At 57.4% G+C, this 24,090-nt stretch carries 21 protein-coding genes; 11 read left to right on the top strand and 10 right to left on the bottom strand.

Going from position 1 to position 24,090, the window contains the following annotated elements; all coding sequences use genetic code 11:
• Positions 1–9: 9 nt before the first annotated feature.
• On the bottom strand, positions 10–537 hold the full coding sequence (locus tag AC2FIM_RS03195) for a component of SufBCD complex (protein ID WP_142633539.1): 528 nt from the start codon (positions 535–537) through the stop codon (positions 10–12).
• Between the two features lie 119 nt (positions 538–656).
• Between AC2FIM_RS03195 and hemB the strand changes: the two genes are divergently transcribed.
• The 4 genes from hemB to AC2FIM_RS03215 all read left to right on the top strand — a co-directional run bounded on the left by hemB (position 657) and on the right by AC2FIM_RS03215 (position 5,507).
• Positions 657–1,655 (top strand): porphobilinogen synthase, encoded by a 999-nt coding sequence (gene hemB, locus AC2FIM_RS03200; RefSeq protein ID WP_496675841.1) that lies wholly within the window; start codon positions 657–659, stop codon positions 1,653–1,655.
• Positions 1,656–1,796: 141 nt separating this feature from the next.
• Positions 1,797–2,372 (top strand): lipid-binding SYLF domain-containing protein, encoded by a 576-nt coding sequence (locus AC2FIM_RS03205; protein WP_142633534.1) that lies wholly within the window; start codon positions 1,797–1,799, stop codon positions 2,370–2,372.
• Between the two features lie 173 nt (positions 2,373–2,545).
• Positions 2,546–5,008 carry a penicillin acylase family protein gene (locus tag AC2FIM_RS03210; protein ID WP_496675845.1) on the top strand — a complete coding sequence of 821 codons (2,463 nt, stop codon included), beginning with the start codon at positions 2,546–2,548 and terminating at the stop codon, positions 5,006–5,008.
• Positions 5,009–5,114: 106 nt separating this feature from the next.
• The gene (locus AC2FIM_RS03215) at positions 5,115–5,507 is read left to right on the top strand and encodes an SgcJ/EcaC family oxidoreductase (RefSeq protein WP_496675848.1); all 393 of its coding nucleotides are present in this window, start codon (positions 5,115–5,117) and stop codon (positions 5,505–5,507) included.
• A 52-nt stretch (positions 5,508–5,559) separates the two neighbouring features.
• Here the strand turns inward: AC2FIM_RS03215 and hflX are convergent, their stop codons facing one another.
• The 4 genes from hflX to trkA all read right to left on the bottom strand — a co-directional run bounded on the left by hflX (position 5,560) and on the right by trkA (position 10,111).
• Complete coding sequence (gene hflX, locus AC2FIM_RS03220) at positions 5,560–6,831, bottom strand: GTPase HflX (RefSeq protein WP_496675852.1); 1,272 nt, start codon at positions 6,829–6,831, stop codon at positions 5,560–5,562.
• Positions 6,831–7,070 carry an RNA chaperone Hfq gene (hfq, locus tag AC2FIM_RS03225; RefSeq protein WP_010440340.1) on the bottom strand — a complete coding sequence of 80 codons (240 nt, stop codon included), beginning with the start codon at positions 7,068–7,070 and terminating at the stop codon, positions 6,831–6,833. Before hfq ends, hflX begins: the two co-directional genes overlap by 1 nt.
• Positions 7,071–7,196: 126 nt before the next feature.
• A complete protein-coding gene (locus AC2FIM_RS03230) occupies positions 7,197–8,735 on the bottom strand; it encodes a TrkH family potassium uptake protein (protein ID WP_496675856.1) in 1,539 nt (512 codons plus the stop codon).
• Complete coding sequence (gene trkA, locus AC2FIM_RS03235; protein ID WP_142633524.1) at positions 8,735–10,111, bottom strand: Trk system potassium transporter TrkA; 1,377 nt, start codon at positions 10,109–10,111, stop codon at positions 8,735–8,737. The genes AC2FIM_RS03230 and trkA overlap by 1 nt, the downstream gene beginning before the upstream one ends.
• Before the next feature lie 96 nt (positions 10,112–10,207).
• On the opposite strand from trkA, the gene AC2FIM_RS03240 reads away from it, so the two are divergent.
• A complete protein-coding gene (locus AC2FIM_RS03240; RefSeq protein ID WP_142633522.1) occupies positions 10,208–10,687 on the top strand; it encodes a hypothetical protein in 480 nt (159 codons plus the stop codon).
• An 11-nt stretch (positions 10,688–10,698) separates the two neighbouring features.
• On the opposite strand, the gene ntrX is transcribed toward AC2FIM_RS03240, so the two are convergent.
• The 5 genes from ntrX to dusB all read right to left on the bottom strand — a co-directional run bounded on the left by ntrX (position 10,699) and on the right by dusB (position 17,950).
• Positions 10,699–12,108: a nitrogen assimilation response regulator NtrX gene (gene ntrX, locus AC2FIM_RS03245; RefSeq protein ID WP_496675862.1), complete on the bottom strand. Its 1,410-nt coding sequence runs from the start codon at positions 12,106–12,108 to the stop codon at positions 10,699–10,701.
• Positions 12,105–14,393, bottom strand: coding sequence for a sensor histidine kinase NtrY-like (locus tag AC2FIM_RS03250; protein WP_281972011.1), 2,289 nt, complete (start codon positions 14,391–14,393; stop codon positions 12,105–12,107). The genes ntrX and AC2FIM_RS03250 overlap by 4 nt, the downstream gene beginning before the upstream one ends.
• Positions 14,394–14,492: 99 nt before the next feature.
• On the bottom strand, positions 14,493–15,860 hold the full coding sequence (locus tag AC2FIM_RS03255; protein ID WP_281994544.1) for a response regulator: 1,368 nt from the start codon (positions 15,858–15,860) through the stop codon (positions 14,493–14,495).
• A gap of 42 nt (positions 15,861–15,902) precedes the next feature.
• On the bottom strand, positions 15,903–16,970 hold the full coding sequence (locus AC2FIM_RS03260; RefSeq protein WP_496675865.1) for a two-component system sensor histidine kinase NtrB: 1,068 nt from the start codon (positions 16,968–16,970) through the stop codon (positions 15,903–15,905).
• On the bottom strand, positions 16,967–17,950 hold the full coding sequence (gene dusB / locus AC2FIM_RS03265; protein WP_496707937.1) for a tRNA dihydrouridine synthase DusB: 984 nt from the start codon (positions 17,948–17,950) through the stop codon (positions 16,967–16,969). The genes AC2FIM_RS03260 and dusB overlap by 4 nt, the downstream gene beginning before the upstream one ends.
• Before the next feature lie 184 nt (positions 17,951–18,134).
• On the opposite strand from dusB, the gene AC2FIM_RS03270 reads away from it, so the two are divergent.
• The 6 genes from AC2FIM_RS03270 to AC2FIM_RS03295 all read left to right on the top strand — a co-directional run bounded on the left by AC2FIM_RS03270 (position 18,135) and on the right by AC2FIM_RS03295 (position 24,089).
• The gene (locus AC2FIM_RS03270; protein ID WP_271947360.1) at positions 18,135–19,265 is read left to right on the top strand and encodes a bifunctional 2-C-methyl-D-erythritol 4-phosphate cytidylyltransferase/2-C-methyl-D-erythritol 2,4-cyclodiphosphate synthase; all 1,131 of its coding nucleotides are present in this window, start codon (positions 18,135–18,137) and stop codon (positions 19,263–19,265) included.
• Positions 19,262–19,759, top strand: a complete 498-nt coding sequence (locus AC2FIM_RS03275) for a phosphatidylglycerophosphatase A family protein (RefSeq protein WP_142633508.1) — start codon at positions 19,262–19,264, stop codon at positions 19,757–19,759. The genes AC2FIM_RS03270 and AC2FIM_RS03275 overlap by 4 nt, the downstream gene beginning before the upstream one ends.
• Entirely contained in the window at positions 19,756–20,235 is a 480-nt protein-coding gene (locus tag AC2FIM_RS03280; protein WP_271947364.1) for a CinA family protein, read from the top strand. Before AC2FIM_RS03275 ends, AC2FIM_RS03280 begins: the two co-directional genes overlap by 4 nt.
• Before the next feature lie 148 nt (positions 20,236–20,383).
• Positions 20,384–21,565, top strand: coding sequence for an ammonium transporter (locus AC2FIM_RS03285; protein WP_271947366.1), 1,182 nt, complete (start codon positions 20,384–20,386; stop codon positions 21,563–21,565).
• Positions 21,566–21,692: 127 nt separating this feature from the next.
• Positions 21,693–22,373: an orotate phosphoribosyltransferase gene (locus AC2FIM_RS03290; protein WP_496707936.1), complete on the top strand. Its 681-nt coding sequence runs from the start codon at positions 21,693–21,695 to the stop codon at positions 22,371–22,373.
• A 225-nt stretch (positions 22,374–22,598) separates the two neighbouring features.
• Entirely contained in the window at positions 22,599–24,089 is a 1,491-nt protein-coding gene (locus AC2FIM_RS03295; RefSeq protein WP_142633499.1) for a replicative DNA helicase, read from the top strand.
• Position 24,090: the final 1 nt, after the last annotated feature.

Consider the following 24,090-nt stretch of genomic DNA (forward strand, 5'->3'; position numbering starts at 1 on the left):
TTTCTGATTTTACCACCCCGGGACGCCGATGGAAAAATTCTGGTACATACCCCAAAGCGAAGTGATCAAGATCGAAATCATACCAACTATCTGGGTATAGATCCGACAGCGCGTAAGAATCTTGGAAATATACTCCAGACTGGGGGTTTCCCGGCGCAGTTTCCGTGCGGCTGATACATTGATCAGCACGACAAGACAAATCGGAAACAGCAACAAAAACACGGCCTGCGCGAATTCGACACCGTAATAGAACCCCAAAGTGGCGAGACCCGTGAACAGAAAACAACTAAACGCTAATATCGCGAGGCCGGATACATCCAATATATAGAGCAATCGGTTTCCGTTAATGCGGACGATATCCATCAAATCCTGTTCCGATTGCCCGCCTACCCGTCTTGCGCGCACAACAAGGTCATACGGCACGCCCATGGCCCAGTGGCTGGCCGATGACCACAACACCGCAAGCCCGATCCAATACCAGAGATTCGAAAAGCTGCGCATGTCGATGAGTTCAAAAATCGAAGAGTATAAGTCCACGCGTCAGCCCTTAATTTCCGTCTTCAGGGACCTTCTTCGCAAAGACGCGTCCATCGTTACCCTTGAGACTACACGGAATTCATGCCACCCAATGCTGGAATTTACAAGGAGAGCGCGTCATGAAACCGACCATTGCCCCCTATCCCCTGGCCCGTTTTCGTCGACCACGCCAATCACAGGCGGTGCGGGCGCTGGTCCGCGAGAATACACTGACCACCGATGATCTGATCTGGCCGGTTTTCGTCCGAGACGGCGAAGGTATTGAAGAGCCTGTCCCCTCGATGCCTGGTGTCATGCGCCGCTCGGTCGATCTGATCGCACAGGCTGCGGTCGAGGCGCAGGCCCTGGGTATCGCGGCAATCTGCATCTTTCCCTACACCGACGCATCCCTAAAGACCGAAGATTGCGCCGAAGCGTGGAACCCCGATAACCTGTCCAACCGAGCCATTCGCGCCATCAAGAAAGCCGCACCCAATATCGCAGTGATGACGGACGTGGCGCTGGACCCATACAATATCAACGGCCACGACGGTTATGTGGTCGATGGTGAGATCATAAACGATCAAACGATCGAGGCGCTGGTAAAGATGACGCTGGCGCAAGCAGATGCGGGCGCCGACATCATCGGCCCGTCAGATATGATGGATGGCCGGATCGGTGAAATGCGGCGCGCCTTGGAAGGCGCAGACCATCACAACGTGATGATCCTCAGCTATGCGGCCAAATATGCGAGTGCGTTCTACGGACCGTTCCGAGATGCAGTGGGCGCCTCGGGCGCGCTGACGGGGGACAAAAAGACCTATCAGATGGACCCCGGAAACTCGGACGAGGCGCTGCGCATGATCGAGCGTGACCTGACCGAAGGCGCAGACATGGTCATGATCAAACCCGGCATGCCCTATTTGGACATCTGCCGCCGGGTCAAGGACACGTTTGGCGCGCCGACCTATGCCTATCAGGTCTCGGGTGAATACGCGATGATACAGGCCGCGGCGCAGAATGGCTGGATCGACGGAGAGAAGGTCATGCTCGAAAGTCTGCTGGCGTTCAAACGCGCGGGCTGCGACGGGATACTGACCTATTTCGCGCCTCAGGCCGCCCGGATCCTGCAGGGCTAATCCCCCGCGTTTCCGCGATTTTTCGCCGACTATCTTTGGTCACTGGGCAGCTTTCCCGTGACACGAGGCGACAATCGGCGTATTCTTGCGGACAAGATCGGGAGCACCCGACAATCAGGCATTTATACAGAGATAAAAAACATGAGCAGTTCCAAACCTACTCGATTAAGCCGTCGTGGCTTTGCTTTTGGCATGGCCGGTCTGTCAGTGACCGCCGCTTGCGGCAATGGCGTCGGCAGTTCCAACGCAGCGACGATTGACGCCCGTGTGGATGCGACATTGAACCAGATGTACGCCACCTACCCCAACACGCTCGAAATCGCGAACAAGGCCAACGGCATGCTGGTCATGCCTCTGATAACCGATGCCGGACTAATAGTCTTTGGCGGTGCCTACGGCACAGGCGCGCTACGCATTCAGGGCGCGACAGTTGATTACTATTCCGCAATTTCGGGAACCGCCGGCCTGCAAATCGGTGCCCAACAATATGCGCATGTCCTGTTCTTCATGACACAGGACGCGTTGAACGATTTCCGCCGTTCCAGCGGATGGACCGCCGGGGCCGAAGTTGGCTACGTGGTCGATGCGACGGGCGACTCTCTGTCGACCGACACCACCACCCTGCGTTCGCCGGTTCTGGCGGCGGTCTTCGGACAGGCAGGGCTAAAGTTCGGCGCGACGGTCGAAGGCACGAAATACACCCGCATCATTCCCTGATACCGGACTACCCTCCCCCCTCAAGACACCCCGCTTTCGGCATCAGGCCCGAGGCGGGGTTTTTCATTCAAACCGCGGTAAACACGCATGTTCTCATGCGGTTCCTCTTTCGATCCGTCCAGCCATCCTCTAGTGTCTGCACAATCATAGAGTGAACGGAAATGTGACCGCTGATGGGAATTGTCTTTCGCTGGCTAGTGCGTATCGCCTCGGGTCTTGTTCTGCTGACATTGGCGGCTGTAATGCTGGTGTATTTTCTGGCCAGTCAATCCCTGCCGGATTACGATCAGACCGTTAAAGTTGATGGCCTGACTGCGCCGGTTGAGGTTGTCAGGGATACAGCGAATGTTCCCCATATTCTGGGCGCATCAGACCCGGATGTCTTCTTTGGGCTTGGCTATGCCCATGCACAGGATCGCCTCTGGCAGATGACTGTTCTGCGCCGGACAGCGCAGGGCCGATTGTCCGAAGTCTTTGGCGCTCGCACTGTTCATATCGACAAGCTGTTGCGGCGGTTTGATCTGTACGGGCTTGCACACCGGTCGGTACAAGCCCAGGACGACTATACCAAAGAGGCCCTGCGCGCTTATGCTGCCGGGGTGAATGCACGACTGGCCGAGATTAACGAAAACGCATTGGGCCGTGGTGCGCCAGAGATGTTTTTGTTCAATGCGCCTGTATCGCCCTGGCAACCGGGCGACAGCCTGGCCGTCATCAAACTCATGAGCCTGCAACTTTCTGGCCATCTTGAGGATGAAGTGCTGCGCGCGCGCACATCGCTTATGCTGGATGACCAGACCCGACTGGCGGATATTCTGCCTGATGTTCCCGGGCCGGGAATCGCCGCTCTGCCCGAATACGCCGCCCTGTTTCCCAACCTGCCCAGATATGCGGCCGGATCGTCGATGCCGGACACGCCCATCTCGCCCTTTCCAAAGCGCGGATTGGCCGGAGCATCGAACGCATGGTCTGCCGCCCCCACAAGATCTGCCAGCGGAGGGACGCTTCTGGCCAATGATCCGCATTTGGGTTTCACAGCGCCGGGCATCTGGTATCTGGCCCGTCTGGAACTGGCCAAAGGCGGCGTGATCGGTGCCACGATCCCCGGCATCCCGGCGGTGATGACCGGACGCAGTGATCGGCTGGGCTGGGGTTTGACCTCATCCTATCTGGATGATCAGGACATCCATATCGAGCAGTTGAACCCAGAAAACCCCGAGGAATACCTGACCCCCGAAGGATACAAGACCTTTCGCAGCCGCCCTTCGATCATCGAGATCAAAGACGAAGCCCCAATCACTCTGACCCTGCGTTGGACCGAGAACGGACCGGTTCTGCCGGGCACCCATTACGATCTTGGGACGATCACGCCGCCGGGTCATGTCGCCTCGCTGTCCTGGACAGCCCTGAGCGCACGGGACACTTCCATGTCAGCCTCAATGGCGCTGATGAATGCGGACACTGTCCGACAAGCAATCACCGCAGCCGAGCTGTTCATGGCGCCATCTCAGAACCTGTCATTGGTCGACAAGGACACGATCGGCATGAAGCTGATCGGTGCAATGCCGCACCGTGCCGCAAAGAACCAAAGCCGGGGGCGTATTCCGACGCCTGGCTGGCTGGCCGAAAACCGGTGGCAAGGCCGCCTGCCCTATGCTGACAACCCCGAATTCGTCGCACCTGCGGGCGGCATTCTGGGCAACACAAACAACAAGATCATCGACCGGCCATTTCCCGAACATGTCTCATTTGAATGGGGGGATACGCAGCGCATCCATCGCTGGGAACGGCTGATGCAATCGCGCGAGGTACACACGCGCGACAGCTTTATCGAGGCACAGCTGGACACGGTCAGCTTTACCGCGCGCTCTCTGCTTCCGCTGATCGGGGCTGATCTGTGGTACACCGGCGCCTCTGCCCCCGAAGGCACCCAGGAACGCCAGCGCCAGATCGCGCTGAACCTTTTGGCCGAGTGGAATGGCGAGATGAATGAACACCTGCCAGAACCCCTGATCTATGCTGCTTGGGTTCGGGCGCTGCAAATCCGGTTGATCGCAGATGAGCTTGGCCCCCTGGCGGCTGAATACAAACATGTCGAACCACTGTTCATCGAACGTGTCTATCGCGACATCGACGGAGCTTCGGCCTGGTGTAATGTGCGTCAGAGCGCGCCGACAGAGACCTGCACCGATATGGCGCGCATGGCACTGGACGATGCGCTGATCTGGATTTCCGAAAAATACGGAGGATCACTGGAATCTCTACGCTGGGGTGACGCGCATCAGGCGACGCATGACCACCCGGTTCTGGGATCGGTTCCGGTGCTGCGATTCTTTGTGAATATCCGACAGTCCACCAGTGGTGGCGACAACACCCTGCTGCGTGGCAGAACATCGGGCGAAGGCCCCGATCCGTTTCAGAACGTGCACGGTGCAGGCTATCGCGGCGTATATGATTTTGCGGATCCCGACAGCTCGGTCTTTATCACGGCTACGGGCCAGTCAGGTCACTTCCTGTCACGCTACTATGACGATCAGGCCCAGCTTTGGCGTCGGGGTGAATACATCCCGATGTCCCTGGACCTTGACCTGGCACATGCAGCCGCCGTCGGAGTGACCACCCTTATCCCCCGCTAAGTTCCGTGCTTCGGCAAGACCTCGCCCGTTTATTTTCCATCGCGTGGACGCTGAATGGCGTTTGGCATACGATCCATAGGCCTAGGATTTGTGTGCGGGGGACCAAATGGCCAGTATCCGGGATAAGCTGAACAATCTCGCGCGGGATTATGCGATCGCCTGGAGCTCGGGCGACCCCGAGGCCGTTGCCAGTTTCTATGCGCCCGACGGACAGATCACGATCAACCGTGGAGAACCGATCATTGGCCGCGCTGCGGTGGCGGAAATGGCGCGCGGGTTTTACACTGATTTCCCCGATCTTGAGGTCCGCTGCGACATGTTTCGCTGGGCGGGAAGCCACGCAATATTTGTCTGGACCCTTGAAGGGCACCATTCCAAAACCGGCAATCACGTCGTGACGCGGGGCTGGGACGAATGGGAAATGACCGACACCAACCAGGTCCAGAACTCTTTGGGTTGGTTCGATGCCGAGGATTTTCAGCGCCAGATTGACGGCTGATCACGGACCACTTTGTTCGATGGGTATAGGAAAGTTCTTCCCCAGTCAGGGTTCAAAGCGCTGCGTATTGCGAAGCTTGTTTCTCTGTCCACAGCACGTCGATCACAAAGCCATCTTCGGTCTGCTTTTCGGACTGCACGACCTCCTGGCGGAACAACCACGCGCGCTTGTTGCCTTCGGCAAATCCCAGTTCCAGCGTTGCCTCAGAACGTACGCCCTGTAGCGTGACGGCAATTTCCGCCAAAAGCGGGGCGATCCCTTCGCCGGTGACGGCTGAAATCGCGAAAATCCCCTGATCCCGCTCTGCCCGCGCCATCGCGGCTTCGCGCTCATCCGGGGACAGCAGGTCGATCTTGTTCCAGACCTCAATCCGGGGCCGCGTATCGTCAATACCCAGTGAAGTCAGGATAGTTTCGACATCCTTCGCCTGCGCCTCAGATCCATCGTGGCTGATATCGCGCACATGAACCACGATATCAGCGCCCAACACTTCCTCCAGCGTGGCCCGGAATGAGGCGACCAATTCGGTGGGCAGGTTCGAAATGAATCCCACCGTGTCCGACAGGATCACTTCGGGACCGTCAGGCAGTTCGACCCGACGCATGGTGGGGTCCAAGGTGGCGAACAACATGTCCTTGGCCATGACATCGGCCCCGGTCAGGCGGTTGAACAGGGTTGATTTGCCCGCGTTGGTATAACCTACCAACGCCACAATCGGATATGGCACCTTGGCCCGCGCGGCGCGATGCAGCGTGCGGGTCTTGACCACCTTCTGCAACTGACGCCGCAGCCGCACCAGTTGTTCATCAATGGCCCGGCGGTCCGCTTCGATCTGGGTCTCACCCGGGCCACCCACAAAGCCCAATCCGCCCCGCTGCCGTTCCAGGTGGGTCCAGGCACGCACCAGCCGGGTCCGCTGGTAACTCAGCGCGGCCATTTCCACCTGCAAAACGCCCTCACGGGTGCGCGCACGGTCGCTGAAGATTTCGAGGATCAGCCCGGTCCGGTCGAGGATCTTGACCTTCCACGCCTTTTCAAGATTGCGTTGCTGAACGGGCGTAACCGATCCGTCGATCAAAACCAGCTCGACTTCGTTCTCGTGCAACCGTTCGGCCAGTTCCTCGATCTTGCCGCTACCGAACAGAAAACCGGCCTGCGCCCGAGGTAAGCGCACAACTTCGGATCCGATCACATCAAGGTCGGGCAATGCAGCGGCCAGCGCCACCGCTTCTGCCAGCGCCGGTCCTGGAACGCGGCGCTGTTCATCTGATTTGATTTCCGGATGCAGCACCCACGCTCGGGTGCGCACCCTTTCATGTTCCATCAAGAGGCGTCTTCGCCCTCATACAGGCTGATCGGCTGCGATGGCATGATGGTCGAAATCGCGTGTTTGTAGACCAGCTGCGACTGTCCGTCGCGGCGCAACAATACGCAGAAGTTGTCGAACCAGGTGATCACACCCTGCAATTTCACACCGTTGATCAGGAAAATTGTGACCGGGACTTTTGCTTTCCGTACATTATTCAGGAACGCGTCCTGCAGATTCTGTCTGTCCGAAGCCATATTCTTATAATCTCGCCATTGTTCTTGCTACGCGCTGCGGACCAACGCGCTCCCTCCGGCTGAGTATGGAGTGTCGTTAACCGATATTCCAGATGAAAAATCAGTCACTAGCATGGTTATTGTTTCTTAACCCCTCAATAGAGCGGGTGTGATCAGGGCAATAATCGCCAGCGTTTCCAATCTGCCGATCACCATAGCGGCACACATGGTCAGCTTGGCACCGCCCGAAAGGTCGATCAATCGGATAGGAACATCGGTTGCCAATTCGATCAACGGCCCTGTCGTGCTCAGCGCGGCAACGCTCAGCACCATAGCGTGTTCGAACCCCGTACCCATGGCAGCAAGCAACACATTGAACACAGCAGCTGTCAGGGCAAACATCATGAAAAATATCCAAGCGATAAAGGCCCCATCGCTTTGGATGCGACGGTTTCCGCCACCCACTCCGCTGACCGAAGACGGATAAATCAAACGGTCAATTTCGCGCGCGCCGTTAAGGTACAGAGCGAAAACCCGCAACAGCTTTACCCCGCCCGCCGTTGTTGCAACTCCACCGCCGATCAGCGCAAGCCCCATCAGGATCAATCCCGGGGTGCCCAGACCGGAAATTTGCTGGGCATCATCCCAGTTTGCACTTTCAAACCCCGCGGTTGTCAGAAATGACAAGACCGTAAAAATCATGCCCCAAATTACGCTCAACGCCTGAAGAGGTTCCATCTGGCCGCCAATTTCGCTGACCCCGGCAAGAACCCTGAAGAAAAGCAGCGCCGCAACGCCTGCAACGATCATGAGTCCGATCCGGAACTCGGGGTCCTTATCCAGCCGCGAATATCCGGAGGTAGCTGTGTCCGAGGAAAAGGTAAGCCGCGACAAAGCGAAGAACAGGAACAGAAACAGGATGGCCTCACCGGTTACCCCGGCCTGCGCTCCCTCAAGCCCACCAACCGGTGAGATACCCGATGTGGCCATGGTTGACATCGCATGACAGATGGCGGTCAGGCCCTGCTCTCCTGCGATCACGAGCAACAGCCAAATGACAGCGGTCAGCCCGACATAAACCGGCGTCAAAGTCAGCGTGACACGGATTAGACGCCCGCGCGGGTCTACTATCTCGCTTTGCGCCACGCCTGAAACCGGGCGACCGGGTTGACCGCGGGCTGTCACTTCGAACCCGCCCAGCGACAACGGCGCGAGGATCGCGGCCGCTGAAATCCACATCAAAAGCCCGCCCATCCATCCGACCTGAGCCCGCCAAAGGTGTAACGGCGCCGACAACCGGTCTGGATCAGGAAACAAATCAGCCCCGGTAGTGGTCAATGCGCTGACCATGTCGAAATAGGCGTTCAGAAAGCTCGTATTACCCAACGCATCATGCAGAGGGATCGCAAGAAACAAGGGCAATACGGTGAAACAGCCTAACAAGACCGCCAACTGGCCCAATGTCCCTCGGCGCGGCATTCTGTTGGATGTTGCCAGCGAGATGATCCCGACCACGAACAACCCCAGCAACCCGGAATAGAAGAACGACCGGGACGTTTCGTGATCATCCAGCACCAGCGCAAATATGGCAGGCATCCACATAGCGGCGGCAAAAATACCCCAGAGCAGAAGAAACAGCGGCAATCGCCGAATGAGGCTAACCTGTTTTTTCCGTGCATGCGCCATCAGAAGAAATCGATCGAGACCTGCATCAGCCGTTCCACCTCGGGCACGTCTTTGGCTAAGGCAAAAATCGCCACCACATCCTTTTCTTCAATCCTGAGACTACCGGTGGGGCGCAACATCTCATCGCCCTTACGCACTGCGCCAACCAGCACACCTTCGGGGAAATCAATGTCGCGCAGCCTCTGCCCGGCCATGGGCGAGGTTGAAAGTACTTCGGCCTCGATCACTTCGGCCTCGGCATCGCCGATGGAATAGACCTGCCGCACGCGTCCGTGCCGAATATGGCGCAGAATCGAACTGACGGTGGTGGCGCGGGGGTTGATATAGGCGTCGATACCCAGCGGCCCCATCAGGGCAACCATGCTGGGATCATTGATCAGTGCAATCGCCAGAGCACAGCCTTCGGCCTTGGCACGCACGGCAACCAACATATTTACACGGTCATCATCCGTGACGGCCAACATTGCATCCGCGCGTTCGATGCCAGCTTCGCGCAGCAGCGCCGCGTCCAGACCATCACCGTGAAGGACAATCGTTCGCTCAAGCGCTTCGGCTGCCACTTCCGCACAGTGGCGGTCTCGTTCAATTATCTTGGCACGCACACGGCTTTCACGTTCTTCCAATGTCCGAGCAACTTCAAGACCGACATTGCCGCCGCCGACAATCACCACCCGGTCCTGCCGTTTTTGCGCCTTGCCGAAAACCTCCATCGTCCGGTCGACGTCTTTGACATTGCTAAAGACATAGCATTCGTCGCCGACAAACAGCTGGTCCTCGGATTCCGGGGCAAACAGCGTACCCTCGCGCCGGACACCCACCACGATAGAGCTGAGCGTCGAAAACAGATCGGTCAGTTGCCGCAATGGCGTGTTCACGATCGGGCAATCCTCGGCGATGCGAATGCCAAGCAACTGCGCTTTGCCATCCATGAACATCTCGGTGTCAAAGGCGGATGGGGCAGACAACCGGCGCATCGCCGCTGCGGCAACCTCGCGCTCGGGGCTGATCACCACATCAATTGGCAGGTGATCGCGGCGATACAGATCCGAATGAATCGCCTCGAGATAGGATTTCGACCGAAGCCGGGCGATTTTGCGCTGAATGGAGAAAACCGAATGTGCCATCTGACAGGTGACCATGTTCACCTCGTCCGAATGGGTGGCAGCAATAATCATATCCGCATCGCGCGCGCCCGCTCGGTTCAGAACATCCGGATAGCTTGCAAATCCCGCAATCCCCTGAACATCCAAGGTTTCGGTCGCCCGTCGCACCAGATCAGGATTGTTGTCAACCACAGTAACGTCGTTCAACTCGCCTGAAAGATGCCGTGCAATCTGCCAGCCAACCTGACCCGCACCGCAAATGATGACCTTCATGCTATTGGCCCTTCTGCCTGAAATCTTTGAATGACAGATGCCCCCCAGACGGTCAATTAGTTTGTAACACAAGCAAAGCTGAGGCAAGGTAAGCGTATGAAAACAATAGCTCTCACGATTTCTTTGACTCTGTTGCTAACTGCGTGTGGGCCGCTTTCCCTGTATTATCAAGAGGGCGAGACAGTTTCGCAAATGCAGTCTGAAACGACTGGATGTCAGGTTCAGTCCCTCAAAGACGCCCCCGTGGCCAATCAGGTGCGACAAGGGGCACCAACCTATTGGCCAGGTCGCACCTACTGCGATGGTCGGGGAAGGTGTCATCGCACCGGAGGCTGGTGGCAGCCCGGTCAGATCTATACGGTCGATGTGAACAAAGGGCTGCGCAACAAGCTGGAAGCACAATGCATGGCGCAGAAAGGCTATCGCCCGGTCAGCCTTCCGCCTTGCAAGCAGGGCGTAAAGTCGCGTGTTGCTGCGGTCCCAACAACACAGCTGCCACCGCTCAGCACAGATTCATGTTTCGTCAAATTCGACAACGGAACGTTTCAGATCATTACCCCAGGTCAGGCAGGGTAAAGGCCGGCGGATCACTCCGCCGGTTCAGCCTCGTCCAGTTGCGCGATCCGCGCCCCCGATTTGTTCGAGGTCACTACGCCCAGAGATTTCAACTTACGATGAAGCGCGCTGCGTTCCATGCCGACAAAGCTGGCGGTGCGGCTGATATTGCCCCCGAACCGGTTGATCTGGGTCAGCAGATATTCACGCTCGAACGCCTCGCGAGCTTCGCGCAACGGCAAGGTCGCCAATGCCCCGGACAGAACGACGCGACCTGATTCATCGGCTTTTTCTTCTTCGTTTGGCAGCTCACGCGCTTCGATCGGGCCCGTACCGTCACCCAGAATGAGCACCCGTTCGATCAGGTTCTTAAGCTGACGCACATTGCCCGGCCAGGTCATGGTCTGCAGCAACGCGACAGCTTCGTCTGAAATCTCGCGCACCGGCAGGCCCTGGGATTCATTGCACATTTCAATAAAAAACTCGGCAAGAACCGGAATATCCTCGCGCCGATCTTCTAGCGAAGGCACCGAAATAGGCACAACATTCAGACGATGGTAAAGCTCTTCCCGAAAACGATCAGCGGCGATTTCTGCATCAAGGTCACGATTGGTCGAAGAGATCACCCGCAGGTCGACCCGAACCTTGTCGGTACCTCCAACCCGTTGAAACTGTTGATCAACCAGAACCCGCAGGATTTTTGACTGGGTTCCCATGGGCATATCTGCCACTTCATCAAAGTAGACAACGCCACCATGGGCCTCTTCCAACAGGCCTGCCTCAACCCCGCGTTCGGTGGTTTCTCGGCCGAACAGAACCTCTTCAACGCGCTCCGGTTCGATCCCGGCGCAGTTCACGGTCACGAAGGGCGCATTTGCCCGGTTCGATTCTGCATGGATATAGCGCGCGGCGATTTCCTTGCCTGAACCGGCAGGGCCTGTCAGCATCACGCGCCCGTTGGACTTAGTTACCTTGTCCAGTTGGCTCTGCATTGCCCGGAACGAGGCCGATTTGCCGATCATATCCGAGCTTGTGACCTCTTTCCGCTTTAGCGAGGCGTTTTCGCGGCGCAGGCGCGAGGTTTCCATCGCGCGGCGGATCACAACCATCAGCTGGTCGATGTTAAAGGGCTTTTCGATAAAATCATACGCCCCCTGCTTGATCGCAGCGACAGCGATTTCGATATTCCCGTGGCCCGAAATGATCACCACCGGTATGTCTGGGTTGTCGCGCTTTACAGTCTTCAGAATATCAATCCCGTCCATCCGGCTGTCTTTCAGCCAGATATCCAGGATCAAAAGCCCCGGGGGTTCGGAATTGATGGCTGCCATACACTCGTCCGAGTTGCCAGCCAGCCGGGTGGAATAGCCTTCGTCCTCGAGAATATCGGACACAAGCTCGCGAATATCACGCTCGTCATCTACAATCAGAATGTCGCTCATCTTTGGCCTGCTTTCAGTTTGTTTGTATCAATTGCCTGCTTTTTCGGCGCTGAATTTGAGGAAATATTGCTCCCGGGCAAACGGATCACGGCCATTGCGCCAAAATGGTCCTGTCCGTCAAATACGGGGGCATCCTCAAGTGTCAGCACCCCGCCATGTTCTTCGATAATCTTTTTGACGATCGGCAGCCCCAACCCGGTGCCCTCGTCGCGTGTGGTCACGTAAGGCTCAAACAGCCGCGCACGATCTTCGGGCAAGCCGATACCGTTGTCGGCAATGGTGATTACCGTGCCCGCATCGTCGCCGATCACAGTAACCTTGATCTGAGGCTTGAGGTTCTCGGGTGCCCCTTTTTGTTTCAGCGTTTCAATCGCTTCGCCTGCATTCTTGATCAGGTTGGTCAGCGCCTGATTCAGCATTGTTGCGTCTACATCACCTGAAATCGGCTGATCTGGAAGCATCGCTTCGATTTCGACATCCGGCTGACCGGCTTGCTGCAAAAGAACAGCCTCGCGCACCAACCCTACCAGATTCTCTTCGTGCCGATCCGGTTCCGGCATGCGCGCAAACTTTGAAAATTCATCCACGATCCGCCGCAGGTCATTCGTCTGGCGAACGATCACATCAGTCATGGATACAAGGATATCGCAATCATCCTCATCCAGTTTGGACGAAAACTTTCGTTTGATCCGCTCGGCGCTCAGTTGGATCGGGGTCAAGGGGTTCTTGATCTCATGTGCGATGCGGCGCGCCACATCACCCCAGGCTGCCATTCGCTGTGCACTGACCAGATCGGTCACGTCGTCAAAGGCAACCACATATCCTTCAAGCCCGCCATCTTCGCCGCGGCGGATCGCCATGCGGACCAACAGGTTTTCCAAATGGCCTTTTCGCGTGACCTTGATTTCACCCTGCACAGCCTCTTGCCCGCTGTCCTTGAGACTTTCGAACAAAGGCATGAATTCGGGCACCGCAATTCCAATGGCAAGATGTTCCTCTCCACGGGACCAATCCAACAGGCGTTCGGCGGATCGATTCACAAACGTCACGCAACCATCAGGGTCGACACCAACAACACCAGATGTGACCGAGGTCAAAACCGAATCGAACAGCCGACGCCGGCGTTCGATCTGCCGTGTGTTCTCCAAAAGGGTATCGCGCTGCCCTTTCAACTGTCGGGTCATCTGATTGAAATAACGGCCCAGCATCGCAATTTCGTCATCGGTGGCTTCTTCGATAACCTGAACGCCCAGATCGCCTGCCCCGACACGTTGCGCAGCGGTGGTCAAGCGTCCAACCGGGCGCGAGAGACGCTCGGCGAACCACATTCCCAGCGACACTGCAGCCAGGATCAGGATCACGGCAAAACCCAGATAAAGCAGGCCGAATTCGAACAATACCCGTCCGCGTTCACTTTCAAGCTGTTGATAGAACTGAACTGTTTCCTTGGTATCGTCCAGCAGCGTCAGCAACTGCCCGTCCACTTCCCGGCTGACATAGAGATACCGATCAAGATAAGCCTTCAAAGGCACAAGCGCCCTGAATTCACTGTTTTGCCAATCGGCAATGATCAGCAATTCATTCTCAGTCGCCTGGGCCATCTGTTCAGAGGTCGGCTTTTCGAAGTTGAACAGATAAGAGCGATCCCCCCGGGATCGGATTTCACCATTTCCATCAATGACATAGGCCTCACGCAGACCGCGCTGGATTTGCGCCTGCCCTTGCGCCAGAACCTCTCGCAGTTCAGCATCGGAAATATAGAAATCACGCGTCCGGGCATTGTCCAGAAAAAGCGCCAATACGACGGCGTCCTGAGTCAGGCCCTCTCGGTGTTCCTGTTCATAAGCTTCCGCAGCAGTAAGCGAGGATCCGACAACCTGCCTTACGCGGTCGGAAAACCAGCCCTCAAGACCAATATTCACCGTCAGACCGGCAAAGATTGCAACCGTGACAGTCGGCACCAGAGCCAACAGCGTGAAGGCTCCGATCAGTCGCAGGTGCAAACGGGACCCCGCGGATTTGGCCCGGCGTGCTGCGATCAGGTTGCCTACCTGACCCAGAACCAGCGCCGCAACCACGAGAACATAGACCAGATCCGCAAGCAGGATCAGGCGCAGTGAGGGCGCGGTTGCCCCCAGATCGAATGGACCAATGACCAGATAAGTGGTCAAAGCTAGCACCGGGCCCAGCAAAACCAGACCCAAAGTTCCAAAATTGCGCAGCCTTCGGGATTTTCGCCACCGATTGACTGATAAAATCAGCCCGCTCTGTGCTCGGGTTGCCACCGTCTGCCCTCATCCTGATGTGCCGCTTGCGCGACTTACCGCCATATGTCGTGGTCGTTGCCCGGTCGAAACCCGGATGCCACGCTTTGTGTGGCGATATTACATCAGTTTGCGCCGCCGTGTCACCTGAATATCGAGCTCTGTTATCTTTTTGCGCAGCGTATTCCGGTTAATCCCTAGAAGATCAGCACATTTTGCCTGATTTCCCCCGGTCGCATCCAGGGCCAGTTCAATCAAAGGCGCCTCAACCTCACGCAAAATACGCTGATACAGACCCGGAGGTGGCAACATATTCCCATGTAGATCGAAATAGCGGCGCAGGTGGCGTTCGACCGAAGCCGAGAGCTTTTCGCGTTCTCCATTGCCCAGCACCGGCTCGGCTTCGGGTTGGCTGCCCAGCACCGACTCGACCTCGGTTTTGGAGATTTCATCGGCGCGGCTGGTCAGGCTCAATCGACGGACCGCATTTTCAAGCTGCCGTACATTTCCGGGCCAGGAATAGCGCCGTACCAGCTCGACCGCATCCGGACTGAACCAGCGTTTCGCGCCATGTTCGCGTTCTTCACGCGCCAGGAAATGATCCGCAAGCAAGGTGATATCATCAACCCTTTCGCGAAGGGCCGGGACATGCACTGTCGCACCGCAAAGGCGATAATACAGGTCTTGCCGGACGCGCCCGTTCTCCATGGCTTCGGTCAAGTCCGATTGGCTCGTAGCCATGAACCGAGGAACATGATCGCCTGGAGTGTCCATCATCCGAACGAGACGCGCCTGTAATTCGTCATCAATATCCGCGATCTCGTCGATAAGCAGCGTACCGCCCCGCACCCGTGCCATGACGCGCGCCGGGCCTTCAAGATCCCGCAGGTCGGCGGCAGTGGCCGTTACAAATGGCAGCGTCCTGCGATCGGAAAAATCATGTATCGCTTTGGCGATCAACGACTTGCCCGTTCCACTCTCGCCCGAAATCATGACCGACAGATCGGTATTCATCACCCGCGCCACCAAGCGATACAGCGCCTGCATCACTGGTGTCCGCCCCACCAGAGGCAGCTCTTCCGGACGCTCTTGGGACGTGTTACCGGCATCTGACGGCGTGCGCTGTTTCTGTTCCAGCGCGCGCGCGGTACGCTTCATCAAATCCGGCAGGTCGAAGGGTTTCGGCAGATAGTCATAAGCTTCCGCCTCGGCTGCCTGGATGGCCGTCATGATCGTGTTTTGCGCCGAAATCACGATGACCGGTAATCCCGGTCGGTCCTGTGCGATTTTTGGCAACATCTCGAGCCCATTGCCATCCGGCATAACTACATCGGATATGACCACGTCGCCTTTGCCCTCGGCCACCCAACGCATCAAAGTGGTCAACGACGAGGTTGCATGCACCTTACACCCAGCGCGTGTCAGGGCCTGTGTCAGAACGGTCCGAATTGTGCGGTCGTCATCTGCAACCAGTACTGTTCCATCCATCAGGTGCTTTCCTTATTCTTGCTCTTTCCGGCGATTTATTGACTATTTCGCGTCACGCGGCGCGCGCCTCAGAGAGATGCGAAATTCCGTTCGTCCCGGAACCGACTCGGCCGAAATCCAGCCGTCGTGGTCCGAAATGATCTTGCTGACCAGCGCCAGCCCCAGGCCGGTGCCGTTTTCCTTGCCCGACACAAACGGGTCGAATATCTCGCCCCGAATCTTCTCCGGCAGACCGGGGCCGTCATCGGTCACTTCGATTTGCAGTGGCAGAGAATGACCTGACCCGTCGCTGCGTCGCAGGCGGAAAGAATGTTCAAAATACGTCCTTAAACGTATGGTTCCCCCTTTAGGGTCAGCGGCTTCCGAGGCATTCTTTAACAAATTCAAGATGACCTGCAGAAACTGATCCGGGTCGCCATAAGCAAGTGGCAACGACGGGTCGTAATCCTCGATGATCGTCATATGGGCACCGAAACCCAACAGGGCCGACCGCCGTGCCCGATCCAGCACGTCATGTATGTTGACCGGTTTGAAATCGGGCTCAGAGAGATTTCCGAATTGTTCAACCTGCTCCAACAGTTTTACGATACGGCGACTCTCTTCGACAATAAGATCTGTTAATTCAAGGTCTTGCTGCGAGATATTCATGCTGAGAAGCTGCGCCGCGCCGGTAATTCCTGCCAAAGGGTTCTTAATTTCATGCGCAAGCATCTCGGCCATGCCGATCGCCGATTGCGCAGCAGACTTCACCGTGTTTCCACGGGTCATACGCCCAGCAAGTTCACGCGGTGTGATGATCATGATCATTGACCCCGGATGCCCGACAAGCGGCGCGATCTGAAGCGCACATTGCAACGGCGCGCGGTTGCCTGACCCTACATCCACATCGTTCACAAATAGTGGCGTACCTTGCTGACGCGCTCTCAGAAACGCTTCTTCTAATGGAGCGTCCACGGCAATCTGATCCCAGACGGGATGCCCGATCACGGATTTGCGCGAGGCGTTCAGGAACCCTTCACCGGCGGAGTTTATGTCTGCGATCCGGTCACCTGCATCTATGACAAAGGCAGGAACCGGTAGCGAGGTCCAGATGCTGTGATCCGAGGTCATGCCGCCACCTCTGCATCACTGCCAAGTGCAGCACTCAACAGGTGCATCACCTCGTCCGTGTTGCGCGAAGTCAGCACCGCCCGGCGCAACGGGGCCGGTGTTCCAGCCTCATCCATATACCAGCCGAGATGCTTGCGAGCGACGCGCAGGCCCAGATCCAAACCATAAAACCCCAGCATGGCCTGATAATGGGCACGAACCATGTCGATCAGATCACTACCAGCGGGAATGAATGGCGCCTCTGCCCCGTATAGCTCATGCCCCATCTGCGCCAGTAGCCACGGTTTACCCTGCGCCCCACGCCCAACCATGACCCCATCGGCGGCGGACTGATCCAGCGCTATGCGTGCAGCGCCAGAATCAACAATGTCACCATTCGCAATCACCGGAATCGAGACCGCTTCTTTGACCGCCCGGATTGCGCTCCAATCGGCATGCCCTTTGTAGAACTGGCAACGTGTGCGGCCATGGATCGTGACCATTCGTATCCCAGCATCCTGCGCCCGCCTTGCCACATTGGGCGCGTTCAGCAATTTGTCATCCCATCCCAACCGGGTTTTCAGCGTCACGGGCACGTCCACGGCGCTGACAACGGCGTCGATCAATGTCAGCGCGTGGTCAGGTGTCTTCAGTAGGGCCGAGCCCGAATATCCATTTGTCACCTTCTTGGCCGGGCAGCCCATATTGATATCAATCACGCGCGCACCCCGATCAGCGACCTGGCGGGCCGCCTCGGCCATCCAATACGCCTCGCGTCCGGCAAGCTGGACAGCAGTGTTTTCCACATCCGCAGACAGCTCGGCCCGTTCGCGCACACCGGGTTTGGCCTGCACCATTTCCTGGCTGGCCACCATCTCACTGACGACCATCCCGGCCCCAAAGCGCATCACCAGATCGCGAAACGGACGATCAGTGATTCCAGCCATGGGCGCCAGTAGTACGGGCGGGTTCAAATCTTTGTCGGCAAGTCGCAGAGTCAACGTGCTTAATCCTTGAGCAGTTGCAGCTTTGATATCGAATTGAGTGCATATGAACAACAAAACCGCCATGAACAAGCATGCAAAATCATCGTTTGCCTATTTTTTAAGCAGATGAAACCGAGTGATTGCCTCTGCTTTCACCGCACCCTAAACATTGCCCTTAACTCGTCGGAGAGCACGACACATGACGACCGCAGCTATCATTGTCGCCGCAGGACGCGGTCAACGCGCCGGAGGCGGCACACCAAAACAGTGGCGCCATCTGGCAGGTCGTCGGGTGGCCGACTGGACCATCGACCGATTCCGCGGGCAAGTCGATCACATCGTCCTTGTGCTGTCGAAAGAGGATGCCCCCGCCTGGGAAGAATTTGAAAGCACCGAACTGATCCTCGCGGAAGGCGGGTCAGACAGAGCAGGATCGGTGCGCAGCGGGTTGTCGGCGTTGAACGGGATGAATGTGACCCGCGTCTTGATCCACGATGTCGCACGTCCTTGTGTCAGCAACGAGATCATCGATGCCGTTCTGGCCGCTCTGGACAATTTCCCTGGTGCCGCACCTGGCCTTGCGGTGACGGACGCCTTGTGGACAGCAAGCGACACTATGGTCACAGGCACTCAGGATCGATCCGGGTTGCATGCAGCGCAAACCCCGCAGGGCTTTCACTATGACGCAATCGTCGCTGCTCACACCGCGCATCCCGGAGGTTCCGCGGATGACGTGGAAGTCGCGCGCGCCGCCGGGCTGGACGTCTGCATCGTGCCGGGCGATACGGACAACCTGAAAATCACCCGACCCGAGGATTTTGCCAGGGCGGAACGCATATTGGGAACGGATATGGATGTAAGGCTGGGGAACGGCTACGACGTGCATCGTTTTGGTGACGGGGATCACGTAATCCTGTGCGGTATCAAAGTTCCGCATAACCGATCGCTTCAAGGCCATTCTGATGCGGATGTCGGTATGCACGCAGTCACCGATGCGATTTACGGAGCATTGGCACAAGGGGATATCGGACAGCACTTTCCGCCCTCAGATCCCCAATGGAAAGGCGCGGCAAGCGAAATTTTCCTGCGCCACGCGGTCGAGTTGGCCGGGCAGATGGGATATCGTATCTCGAATGTCGACTGCACGCTGGTCTGCGAATACCCCAAGGTCGGGCCTCACGCCGCGGCCATGCGGGCAGAGATGGCGAAGATCATGGAATTGCGCCAGGATCAGATTTCGGTCAAGGCCACAACCTCCGAGCGTTTGGGTTTTACCGGGCGTGGTGAAGGAATTGCTTCTATTGCAACAGCTTGTTTGGTGAAATCATGACCGTTGCACAACTGATTGGCACTGTTTGTGGCGTCGGATATCTGCGACCCGCCCCCGGCACCTGGGGGTCTTTGGTTGCCCTGCCCTTGGTATGGGTTCTGCATACTCTGGGCGGCTTCCCCTTACTGGCGGTCGCGACAGTCGCGGTGTTTTTCGGCGGTCTGTGGGCCACGCGGGTGATGACCGCCGGGCAAGAAGACCACGACCCTTCCGAGATTGTGATTGACGAGGTCGCAGGTCAGTTCCTCGCACTTTGGGCGATATCCTATCCCAGTTGGGCGCACGGGATCGACATTACAGCGCTGTGGCCAGGTTGGGTAACTGGGTTTGTACTGTTCCGCCTGTTCGACATCCTGAAACCCGGCCCCGTGGGTTGGGCTGACCGGCGCGGCGATCCCATGGGCGTTATGCTAGACGATGTGATTGCCGGGGTATTCGCGGCCATAGGCATCATGTTGGCCGCCGGGTTCAGCCACGGAGTTCTGGGGTTGTGACCGTTTCCGACCTGCTAGAAAGCGCCAAAGCGAAAGGGGTGATGATCACCACCGCCGAAAGCTGCACTGGCGGGATGGTCGCTGCGGCTCTGACCGACATCCCCGGCAGCTCTGCGGTCGTTGAGCGCGGTTTTGTGACCTACACAAATACTGCCAAACAGCAAATGTTGGGTGTCCGCAAGGAATCATTGGATGCCTATGGCGCGGTTTCTGAACAGGTCGCGCGCGAAATGGCCGAGGGTGCCTTGCGGAATTCACAGGCGCAACTGGCAGTGTCGGTTACCGGCATTGCAGGCCCGGGCGGATCCGAGTTTAAACCCGAAGGCCGGGTATGTTTTGGTGTGGCCGGTGACGGCATACCATCCATGACAGAAACCGTCGAATTCGGCGCATTGGGCCGCGATCGGGTGCGTCGAGCCGCGCGGGATCACGCGCTGGCATTGCTGTCAAAGGCACTTTTCAGCACTGCCCAATAATCGGGCATGTTCGACAATTTGGCGCCCAATTAATCAACTCTTCAAAAAAGGCCCCTGAAATAGGCTGCTTATTTGGGCTCTGCCTCTTTTTTCCCCAGTCGCAATCCGCTTCAAGCCCCGCCACGCATTCTGTAAAGGAGAGTGGCTGATGAATGGAGCCGATACCGCCTGGATCATAGTAGCAACTGCACTGGTCCTGTTCATGACACTTCCGGGCCTGGCCCTCTTCTATGGCGGCCTTGTACGCGCTCGCAACGTGCTGAGCGTGTTCATGCACTGCTTTAGCATCGCCTGCTTGATGAGCATTCTCTGGCTGGTCGCAGGATATTCCATCGCCTTTGGCCCCGGTGAAAGCGGGATTTGGGGCGGGTTGGACAAGGCCTTTCTGAATGGTGTTGATGCCGACAGCCTGGCCGGCACCCTGCCCGAAATTCTGTTCTTTGCCTTCCAGATGACCTTTGCCATTATCACCCCCGCCCTGATCGTCGGTGCTTATGTCGAACGGGTCGGCTTTGGCTTTGTTCTGACCTTCTCGGCCCTGTGGATGCTGCTGTGTTATGCGCCGGTGGTGCATTGGATCTGGGGCGGCGGGATACTCAGCGATGGCGGCATTTTTGGCGAGATTGGTGTGCGCGACTTTGCCGGAGGCATTGTGGTGCATGAAACGGCAGGTCTGGCCGCTTTGATCATTGCCGTTGCACTCGGCCCGCGCCGCAACCGCACGACGCCTCCGCATAATCCTGGCTATGTCATGATCGGCGCCGCAATGCTGTGGGTCGGCTGGTTTGGGTTCAACGGCGGCTCGCAACTGGCGGCAGATGGTGGTGCGGCGATGGCGATGACCGTGACGCATCTTTCGGCGGCCACTGCATCCCTGACCTGGGCCTTGTGGGAGAAAGTTCGCTTTGGCAAAGCCTCGATGGTGGGTCTTGTGACCGGAACCATCGCCGGTCTCGCCTCGATTACCCCAGCTTCGGGTTTCGTCGGCCCGGTTCAGGCGCTGATCATCGGCGGCGTCGCAGGTATCCTGTGTCAGGAAGCGGTCTATGTCATGCGCAACATTTTGAAAATCGACGACACGCTGGACGTGTTTGCGGTGCATGGCGTTGGCGGCATCTTTGGCACAATCATGATCGCCCTGTTCGGCATGGGTACCTGGACCGCACAGCTGGGCGGTCTGGCAATCGTGGGTATCTTTACCGCGGTGGTGACCTTTGTGTTGATCAAGCTGGTCTCAGCCATCACGCCGCTGCGTGTGGATGCCGAGACCGAGACCAACGGCCTTGACCTGTCGGTCCACGGCGAACGCGCCTATGACATGAGCAGCTAAGCGCATCACTTTGTGCAAGCTGACAGCGGGCCCCATTCGGGCCCGCTTTTCTTTTGCCTGCCCTCTCGACTCTGACGGCGGCAGCAGGCTATCAGCCCCGAAGGTTTTTCAGCTCAGAGGTCCCGCCATGATCCCCAGTTCCTTTCCCGACAGCACCGAAATCGCCCGTCTGACCGCGCGGATGCTACTGGAGATCAAGGCCGTTCACTTCAATTCGCGCGAGCCATTCACATTGGCCAGCGGACTGCCCAGCCCGACCTATATCGATTGTCGCAAGCTGATCTCTTACCCGCGAATCCGGTCGACCCTGATGAATTTCCTGACCGTCACAGTGATGCGGGATGCGGGTTTTGAGGCGTTCGACAATATCGCTGGCGGCGAAACTGCGGGCATTCCCTTTGCCGCGATGGTCGCTGAACGCATGGCCCTGCCGATGACATATGTGCGTAAAAAGCCCAAAGGCTATGGCCGCAACGCCCGGATCGAAGGCGCGATGAACGAGGGTGAGCGTGTGTTGCTGGTTGAGGATCTGACCACCGATGGCGGATCCAAACTGTCCTTCGTTGATGCGATCCGCGAAACCGGCGCGACCTGCGGGCATACGGCGGTGATCTTCTATTATGGCATCTTTCCGGAAACCGAGAAAACTCTGGGCGATCATGGGGTGAAACTGCATTCGCTGTGCACCTGGTGGGATGTTCTGGCCGAGGCCAAAGCACAGAAAGCCTTTGATACGGAAACACTTGACGGTGTCGAAGCCTTCCTGAACGACCCGCGCGGCTGGCAAGAGGCCAATAAACCTTCCTAAACCTGTTGTGGATGGATTGGGGATAAGCGCCAAAGAATCGGCTGAGCATATACGATATCTGGTGACTTTTTTCCGCTTTCCTACATAATAGGCCAAGCACACCACAGCGTCCAAACTGTCTGGAAAGTTATCCCTAGGCCTTACCCCCAGTTAGCCACAGGTATTTCCAGATAGCTTGCAATGGCGTTTCGCGTATAGAACCTCGGGACGGGCAGCGGGGACAAAATGAACGAGATAAGCAGCATCGAGCAGGCAGCGGCACAGATCCAAAACGCCGATACAATGCCGCATTCTATTGAGGCTGAACAACAGCTTCTGGGTGCGATCCTGACCAATAATGATCTGTATGACCGGGTCGCCTCGATCATCGGGGCCGAGCATTTCTATGATCCGGTCCATGCGCGTATTTACGAGGTCGCCGCGACCCGTATCGCCAAGAACGCGCTGGCTTCGCCCGTCACGCTGAAATCTTTCATGGCCGAGGATGAAGGCCTGAAGGAACTGGGCGGTCCGGCCTATCTGGTCAAGCTGGCCGGGGCCTCAATCAGTGCCTTTGCTGTGCATGACTATGCCCAGATGATCTATGATCTTGCCATCCGGCGCGAGTTGATCCGGCTTGGCCGCGATATCTCGGACAAGGCGGCGCGGGTCGATGTGGCGAGCGAGCCCAAGGAACAGATCGTCGAGGCTGAACAGCAGTTGTATCAGCTGTCTGAACAAGGCCAGACCGAACAGGGGTTTCAATCCTTCCTCAAGGCGGTCACCGAGGCTGTCAACGTCACCAACGAGGCCTATCAGCGCGGTGGTGGAATGGCCGGGATTTCCACCGGTCTGACCGATTTGGACAAGCAGTTGGGTGGCTTGCACCCGTCCGACCTGATCATTCTGGCCGGGCGTCCGTCGATGGGGAAAACCTCATTGGCGACAAACGTGGCGTTCAACGTGGCCAAAGCGTACAAGCGCGGGCTGAAACCCGACGGCACCGAAGGTGCGATTGACGGCGGTGTGGTCGGGTTCTTTTCCTTGGAAATGAGCGCCGAGCAGTTGGCGGGCCGGGTTCTGGCCGAAGCCTCGGAAATCTCGAGCCACAAGATCCGCCAGGGTGACATGACCGAGGGTGAGTTTCGCCGCTTTGTTGATGCAGCCAAGGAGTTGGAAGCCTGCCCGCTGTTCATTGACGACACCCCGGCACTACCGATTTCACAGCTCGCCGCGCGTGCACGGCGGTTGAAGCGGACCCATGGATTGGACCTGCTGGTGATCGACTATCTGCAGTTGTGCCGCGGCATGGCCGAAAACCGCGTCAACGAAATTGCTGAGATTTCGATGGGTATGAAAGCCATTGCCAAGGAACTCAACATCCCGGTCATCGCATTGTCTCAGCTATCCCGGCAGGTTGAAAACCGAGACGACAAGCGCCCTCAACTGTCCGACCTGCGGGAATCAGGCTCGATCGAACAGGATGCCGACGTGGTGATGTTCGTGTTCCGCGAGGAATACTACAAAGAACGGGAAAAGCCCGGCGATCATGAGTTGGAGAAGATGGAAGAGTGGAAGCAGGCCATGGAACGCCTGCACGCCAAGGCCGAAGTTATCGTTGGCAAACAGCGCCACGGCCCCATCGGTACGGTCGAGCTGTCCTTCGAAGCACAGTTCACCCGCTTCGGGAACCTCGTCAAACCCTGGCAGCAGGACGGTCAGATCGAAGGCTACTGAC

It is taken from the genome of Ruegeria sp. CDSC052, assembly GCF_059610685.1.